This is a genomic window from Falsigemmobacter intermedius, from assembly GCF_004054105.1.
Lineage (GTDB): Bacteria > Pseudomonadota > Alphaproteobacteria > Rhodobacterales > Rhodobacteraceae > Wagnerdoeblera > Wagnerdoeblera intermedia.
In genome coordinates, this window is sequence record NZ_SBLC01000085.1 from 1 (window position 1) to 4,852 (window position 4,852).

Genomic DNA, 4,852 nt, shown 5'->3' on the forward strand with positions numbered 1-4,852 from the left:
CCAGCGTCGCCGAAAATCGCGCCGCTTGATCAGGCCGTATCACCCAAAATCCCGCATAGCTCCGGGCTGGATATGGTTCAGTGCAATTCCTTGTTTTTCGGCCCAAATCATCAGAGTCGAGCTGATGTATTCCGGCCCGTTATCGACACGTATTGACCGAGGTTTGCCCCGCCATTCAATGATCTGATTGAGCGCACGGACCACCCGCTCGGCAGGCAGCGAGAAGTCAACCTCAATGCCCAACCCCTCGCGTTTGAAGTCGTCCAGGACATTCAGCAGCCGAAATTGACGCCCATCAGCGAGCCGATCGGCCATGAAGTCCATAGACCAAGCCACATTTGATGCATCTGGCACTGTCAGTTCTTCGGGCCTATCACGCTTGATGCGTCGGCGAGGCTTGATCCGCAGGTTTAGTTCCAGTTCGCAATAGATCCGGCGAACGCGTTTATGGTTCCATGGATGCCCCTGGACGTTTCTCAGGTGCAGGAAGCAAAGCCCGAAGCTCCATGTCTTACGGGACTTTGTCAGACCAACAAGGTGAACCGCACCGGGTTTGCCGGAGGCTGATTACGGTTAGTTATGCGGCCATGGTTTCAGTTTCCAGAGCTGCATAGAAGTTCGCCTCTGCCTCGGCTGGCGGGATGTTCCCGATTGGCTCAAGCAGGCGGCGGTTGTTGAACCAGTCGACCCATTCCAAAGTAGCATACTCCACGGCTTCGAAGTACCGCCATGGCCCGCGCCTGTGAATGACCTCTGCCTTGAACAGACCGTTGATCGTCTCTGCCAGGGCGTTGTCGTAGCTGTCACCGACGCTGCCCACCGAGGGTTCTATACCCTCCTCTGCCAGCCGTTCACTGTAGCGAATGGACAGATATTGCGATCCTCGGTCGCTGTGGTGGATCAGTCCCATACTTTTTGCCGGACGCCTGTCATGGACGGCTTGCTCCAGGGCATCGAGAACGAACCCGGCATGAGCCGTTGTGCTGACACGCCAGCCGACGATCTTGCGAGCATAGGCATCGATGACGAAAGCAACGTAAGCGAAGCCCCTCCAGGTCGCGACATAAGTGAAGTCGCTGACCCACAGCATATTCGGGGCGGGAACCCGGAACTGGCGGTTAACCTTGTCCAGTGGGCAAGGCTGCTTCTTGTCCTGAATCGTCGTCCGATGCGGCTTGCGCCTGATAACGCCTTGAATACCCATGACCTTCATCAACCGACCTACGGTGCAGCGGGCGACGTCGAACCTCTCACGGCGCAGTTGCCGCCAGATTTTGCGCACCCCATAGACCTGATAGTTCTCTTCGAAGACGCGTCGGATCTCAGGGCGGAACGCTTCGTCCCGCCGCACGCGAGCTGACAGACGTGTCGAATCGAATCGCCTTGCGAGATGGGCGTGAAGGTGGATGGGGCAATCGGCAGAAGGCTGCAGATCGGCTCGACCCCGTGGCTGCCCCGATGGGCATCAATAAAACCCACCATTACTTCGATCGGCGGTCGAGCTCCGCCATCGCAAAATATGCTGACGCCTTGCGCAGGTCTCATTCGCCTGCCGCAGTTCGCGGTTCTCGCGCTCCAGGGCCTTCATGCGATCCGACATCTCACTGGAAACGCCCGGCCGCTTGCCCCCGTCGACCTCGGCCTTCCTGATCCAGTCGTTCAGCGTCTGGGGCGCACAGCCAATCTTCGCCGCGATCGACATCACCGACTGCCAACGCGAGCTATGCTGGCCTTCGTTGTCGAGAACCATCCGCACAGCTCGTGCGCGCACTTCAGGGGAAAACTTGTTTGTTGTTTTGCTCATGATGCTCCACCTTACTCAGGAGTTGGAGCCTCCGGCAAACCCGGTGCGGTTCACTCCGGATGGCCAGCCCCTCTTTAAGGGCGTCGTCAGAGGAGCCGTACCTTTCAGGGCACTGGTCCTGCCATTTCTTCGAGTGTTTACAGGCTCAGCAGAAGGTGTCTCTGCCGAAAGCTTTGGGTCAAATAGAAACGGCCCCCGGGGGGCCGTCCTTTAACACAGGAGCCAGGCTTATTTCTCGGCCGGGATCACAGCGCCTTTGTAGGTTTCATTAATCCAGGCGCGGACCGGCTCAGATTGCAGGACCTCCACCAGAGTTTTGATCTCAGCGCGCTCTTCGTCTCCGGCGCGGACGGTGATGATATTGGCGTATGGGTTGTTCTGAGCCGATTCCAGCGCGACCGGATCTTTCACCGGATCGAGGCCCGCGCCGAGTGCGTAGTTGGCATTGATGGTGACGGCATCGCCCTCATCATTGGCATAGACCTGCGGCAGCAGCGAGGCTTCGATGTTCGGAAGGAAGGTGAGGTTTTTGGGGTTTTCAACGATGTCGGTGATGCGGATCGCCACCGGCTCGATGCCCTCTTTCAGTTTCACCACGCCTTCGCGGGCGAAGATCGACAGGATGCGACCTTCTTCGGCGACGGAATCGCGCATGATGACTTTGCCATCCTGCGGAAGTTCAGAGAGCGATTTCCAGCGCTTCGAGTAAATGCCGATCGGCTCGACATGGATGCCACCGGCATTGACCAGGTTGAAGTCGGGGTTGCCAGCGTTCTCAGCCAGGACCTGGTTCAGATAGGGGACGTGCTGGAAGTAGTTGGCATCAATCTCTTTTCCGGCCAGCGTGGTGTTCGGCAGGATGTAATCCTGGAATACGATCACCTCGAGCTCGATGCCCTTTTCTTTCAGCAGCGGCTTTGCAAATTCCAGGATTTCAGCATGCGGCACGGGGGAGGCGCCGACCTTCAGTGTGGTCTCAGCCATACCCATCGAGGTTGAGAGAGCGAGAAGGCCAACGGCGGCCAGAGCCTTTTTAAACATGCTAAACCCTTTCTTCAGCGTTTATCGAGGTGCCGCGTCAGGCGGTCCCCTGCGAATTGAATGGCGAACACCAGCACCAGGATCACCGCCGTGGCGACGAAAATGACCTGACGATTGTTTCGCTGAAACCCTTCGAGATAAGCCAGGTGGCCAAGGCCGCCGGCGCCGATCGCCCCTGCCATCGCGGTATAAGATACCAGCGCGATCAGAGTCACCGTCATGCCCGACACCAGCGCGGGTGCGGCTTCGGGGATCAGAACACGGAACAAAATCGTGCCCATACCGCCGCCCATGGCGCGGGTCGCCTCAATGACGCCACGGCTGACTTCGCGAAAGGCGATCTCAACGAGGCGGGCATAGAAGGGCGCGGTGCCAAAAATCAGTGCGGGCAGGGCGGCGTTGACGCCCAGAATGGTGCCGATGACCGCCTTGGTGAAGGGGATCAGCAGCACAAGCAGGATGATAAAGGGAATGGCCCGCCCGATATTAACCACCAGAGACACCGCCCGGTAGATCACCCGGTTGGCCAGCGGCTGGCCGGGTGAGGTCAGGAAAAGGACGGCTCCGAGCGCGAGACCGAGGGCGGCCGTTAACAGACCCGAAACCCCTGTCATATAAAGTGTGTCGAGGGTGGCCTGCCACAGCTGATCGCCGCGCACCCGCGGAAAGAGAGAAGTCAGCATATCCGGTCACCCTTCCCAGACGTCAATTCCGGCGTCGCGAAGCTGCGCGATGCCATCGGTAAGGGCCTCAGGCCGGATCAGAAGTTCACCACGGAAAACATCCCCCTCACGGGTGAGGTTATTCAGGCTTATCCCAAGCTCGGGAGTGGCGGCAATCTCAAGCAGGCGCTGCGCGGCGTCGGGATGCAGGCCGATACGCAGCCTCTTCGGCTCCGCGCTCGCGATCTGCCCGAGGAAGCGTTGCGTCACCGCCTGCTGCGGGGCGGCAAAGATCTGTGCCACCGGGCCGGTTTCAATCACACGCCCGGCCTCCATCACAGCCACCGAGGTGCAGATACGGCGCACGACATGCATCTCATGGGTAATGAGCACGATGGTCAGCCCGAGGCGCTGGTTAATCCCGGCCAGCAGGTCAAGGATCTGATCCGTCGTCTCAGGGTCAAGGGCCGAAGTGGCCTCATCGCAAAGCAGAACGTCGGGCTGATTGGCCAGAGCACGCGCAATGCCAACGCGCTGCTTTTGACCGCCGGACAATTGCGACGGCCAGTGATCACCCCGGCCGTCCAGGCCGACCAGCCCGATCAGTTCTTCGGTGCGGCGGCGGATCTCCTCTTTCGGCAGGCCCGCGATTTCCATCGGCAAAGCGATATTGCCGCGCACACTGCGCGACCACAGCAGATTGAAATGCTGGAAAATCATCCCGATCTTCGGGCGAACCTGGCGCAGGGCGCGCTCTGAGGCCGCGCCGATGTCAGTGCCGTTCACCACCACACGCCCGGCCGTCGGACGTTCCAGCCCGTTTAGCAGACGGATCAGAGTGCTCTTGCCCGCGCCACTATATCCAATGACGCCAAAAATCTCTCCGCCAGGGATCTCAAGATCGACCTGGTCGACAGCGGCCACGCGTGAGGCGCCCGTTCCAAAGTGCCGCGAAACCGCGCTGAGAGAGATCATACTGCCCGTTCCTTCATCACCTGCACCTTAGCCGAACCACTCGGGAATTGGCTTCCTATCTTTCTGAACTCCCCGGAGCAACGTCCCCGCAGTCAGCGAAAGCACAGAACGGGCATTCCTCACCGTGATATGAGCCCGGACCAGCCCCGCCTCCCGCCATGAGATTCGCCAGAGTGGAGCAGAAACGGTTTAAGGGCCCGTTTCAGGCGGCCTTCCCGCAACTCTCAGAGGTCAGGGGTTCAGATTTTTCAGCATCTTAGAGAAAAATCACACAAACTGCACTTTTCGCTCTTGCACCTGTCGCGCGGTCTGTCTAAACACCCCTTCACCGCAGCGGGGCAGACGGAAACGGCTGGTTGTTGTGGGAAGA

3 protein-coding genes, 2 pseudogenes and 1 other annotated feature are annotated in these 4,852 nt (G+C 59.3%); all 5 genes and pseudogenes read right to left on the reverse strand.

Going from position 1 to position 4,852, the window contains the following annotated elements:
• Nucleotides 1-60: 60 nt before the first annotated feature.
• Nucleotides 61-537: pseudogene (locus EP867_RS18820) on the reverse strand (DDE-type integrase/transposase/recombinase); the annotation flags it as partial.
• 40 nt (nt 538-577) lie between these two features.
• Nucleotides 578-1,804, reverse strand: a pseudogene (locus EP867_RS18825) (IS3 family transposase).
• Nucleotides 1,408-1,524: a sequence feature (AL1L pseudoknot), on the reverse strand. It overlaps the preceding pseudogene by 117 nt.
• A 228-nt stretch (nt 1,805-2,032) precedes the next feature.
• A complete protein-coding gene (locus EP867_RS18830) occupies nt 2,033-2,845 on the reverse strand; it encodes a MetQ/NlpA family ABC transporter substrate-binding protein (protein WP_128490982.1) in 813 nt (270 codons plus the stop codon).
• 14 nt (nt 2,846-2,859) lie between these two features.
• Nucleotides 2,860-3,528: a methionine ABC transporter permease gene (locus tag EP867_RS18835; RefSeq protein ID WP_128490983.1), complete on the reverse strand. Its 669-nt coding sequence runs from the start codon at nt 3,526-3,528 to the stop codon at nt 2,860-2,862.
• Nucleotides 3,529-3,534: 6 nt separating this feature from the next.
• Entirely contained in the window at nt 3,535-4,482 is a 948-nt protein-coding gene (locus EP867_RS18840; RefSeq protein ID WP_128490984.1) for a methionine ABC transporter ATP-binding protein, read from the reverse strand.
• Between the last annotated feature and the right edge of the window lie 370 nt (nt 4,483-4,852).

What these genes read in the sequence shown, in the direction of transcription:
- EP867_RS18830 (WP_128490982.1), bottom strand. Translation starts at nt 2,845, where the DNA reads ATGTTTAAAAAGGCTCTGGCCGCCGTTGGCCTTCTCGCTCTCTCAACC.
- EP867_RS18835 (WP_128490983.1), bottom strand. Translation starts at nt 3,528, where the DNA reads ATGCTGACTTCTCTCTTTCCGCGGGTGCGCGGCGATCAGCTGTGGCAG.
- EP867_RS18840 (WP_128490984.1), bottom strand. Translation starts at nt 4,482, where the DNA reads ATGATCTCTCTCAGCGCGGTTTCGCGGCACTTTGGAACGGGCGCCTCA.